The 1,207-nt window shown below is 51.3% G+C and carries 2 tRNA genes and 2 rRNA genes; all 4 read right to left on the reverse strand.

The features are described 5' to 3' along the window. Positions 1-254 (reverse strand): 23S ribosomal RNA (locus UTO39_RS22250); the annotation flags it as partial. 170 nt (positions 255-424) lie between these two features. Continuing rightward, a tRNA-Ala gene (locus UTO39_RS22255) sits at positions 425-500 on the reverse strand. Between the two features lie 42 nt (positions 501-542). Continuing rightward, positions 543-619 (reverse strand) — tRNA-Ile (locus UTO39_RS22260). A gap of 69 nt (positions 620-688) precedes the next feature. Next, a 16S ribosomal RNA gene (locus UTO39_RS22265) occupies positions 689-1,207 on the reverse strand; the annotation flags it as partial.

Here is a 1,207-nt window from a genome sequence, read left to right on the forward strand (position 1 = left end):
TCGCTCGCCGCTACTGGGGGAATCTCGGTTGATTTCTTTTCCTCGGGGTACTTAGATGTTTCAGTTCCCCCGGTTCGCCTCGTTAACCTATGTATTCAGTTAACGATAGTGTGTCGGAACACACTGGGTTTCCCCATTCGGACATCGCCGGGTCAAAGGTTCATATCACCTCGCCGGCGCTTTTCGCAGATTAGCACGTCCTTCATCGCCTCTGACTGCCAGGGCATCCACCGTGTACGCTTAGTCGCTTAACCTCACAACCCGAAGATGTTTCACTTCTGATTGCGAAAATTTGAGAGACTCGAACACACATTAACTGTGTGTCGTTTCAATTTTCAGCTTGATCCAGATTTTTAAAGAGCAAAACTTCGCAGTGCACCTTTTCAGGTTCACTCTGAAGTTTTCTTGTGTTCGCAGTAAAAGATGGTGGAGCTATGCGGGATCGAACCGCAGACCTCCTGCGTGCAAAGCAGGCGCTCTCCCAGCTGAGCTATAGCCCCATCGTTTGTAATCTCTGTACCGCTCATCCTTTAAAAGGAGTTTGGTAGGCCTGAGTGGACTTGAACCACCGACCTCACCCTTATCAGGGGTGCGCTCTAACCACCTGAGCTACAAGCCTGCAGAGATTTTTACTGCTGTTTTTCATCAGACAATCTGTGTGAGCACTGCAAAGGCAGGTTCTTTAAGGTAAGGAGGTGATCCAACCGCAGGTTCCCCTACGGTTACCTTGTTACGACTTCACCCCAGTCATGAATCACAAAGTGGTAAGCGCCCTCCCGAAGGTTAAGCTACCTACTTCTTTTGCAACCCACTCCCATGGTGTGACGGGCGGTGTGTACAAGGCCCGGGAACGTATTCACCGTGGCATTCTGATCCACGATTACTAGCGATTCCGACTTCATGGAGTCGAGTTGCAGACTCCAATCCGGACTACGACGCACTTTATGAGGTCCGCTTGCTCTCGCGAGGTCGCTTCTCTTTGTATGCGCCATTGTAGCACGTGTGTAGCCCTACTCGTAAGGGCCATGATGACTTGACGTCATCCCCACCTTCCTCCAGTTTATCACTGGCAGTCTCCTTTGAGTTCCCGGCCTAGCCGCTGGCAACAAAGGATAAGGGTTGCGCTCGTTGCGGGACTTAACCCAACATTTCACAACACGAGCTGACGACAGCCATGCAGCACCTGTCTCAGAGTTCCCGAAGGCAC

It is taken from the genome of Enterobacter sp. 118C5 (genome assembly GCF_034107645.1).
GTDB classification, from domain to species: Bacteria; Pseudomonadota; Gammaproteobacteria; order Enterobacterales; family Enterobacteriaceae; genus Enterobacter; species Enterobacter nematophilus.